The organism is Psychrobacter sp. FME5 (assembly GCF_014861375.1).
GTDB lineage: Bacteria > Pseudomonadota > Gammaproteobacteria > Pseudomonadales > Moraxellaceae > Psychrobacter.
The window spans coordinates 1-435 of the sequence record NZ_RRYX01000276.1; the positions used below are offsets into that span (position 1 = coordinate 1).

1 pseudogene is annotated in these 435 nt (G+C 41.1%); it reads right to left on the minus strand.

Annotated elements, in window-relative coordinates:
* Positions 1-403: pseudogene (locus EI161_RS14670) on the minus strand (multidrug ABC transporter permease/ATP-binding protein); the annotation flags it as partial.
* Between the last annotated feature and the right edge of the window lie 32 nt (positions 404-435).

A 435-nucleotide genomic window follows, 5' to 3' on the forward strand; every position in this document is an offset into this window, starting at 1 on the left:
AATCATTGGTATACAGCTTTTGCGCGCGGTGCTGATTAAGTGCAAGCTCTTTTCGCCCTTCGATAATAGATTGATAATCTTGATACAAAAGATCATTAATCTCCCTTAATTCTGTTAAATGCTTATAAACGTGCTTCACCAAAATGGTACTTACCCAAATCGTCATTACAATCCAAACCATGATGATCAGTAATAATGGCAATGACAACCAACTCAAGTATAAGGCGACTCCGCTAGATAAAATAATCCCCTGAACCAACTCTGGCATACGGACAAAAGCGACGGTAATCGATTGGATGTCGGTAGACAAGCTGGCGAGTAGTTGGGCGTTCCCTAACTTGTCAATCTGCGGAACGTTGGTATCGATAATTTGTTTTACTAGCTTGGTTCTGAGCTCATACACAAATCTATGACCCAAGCGGGTTAGGGCATATT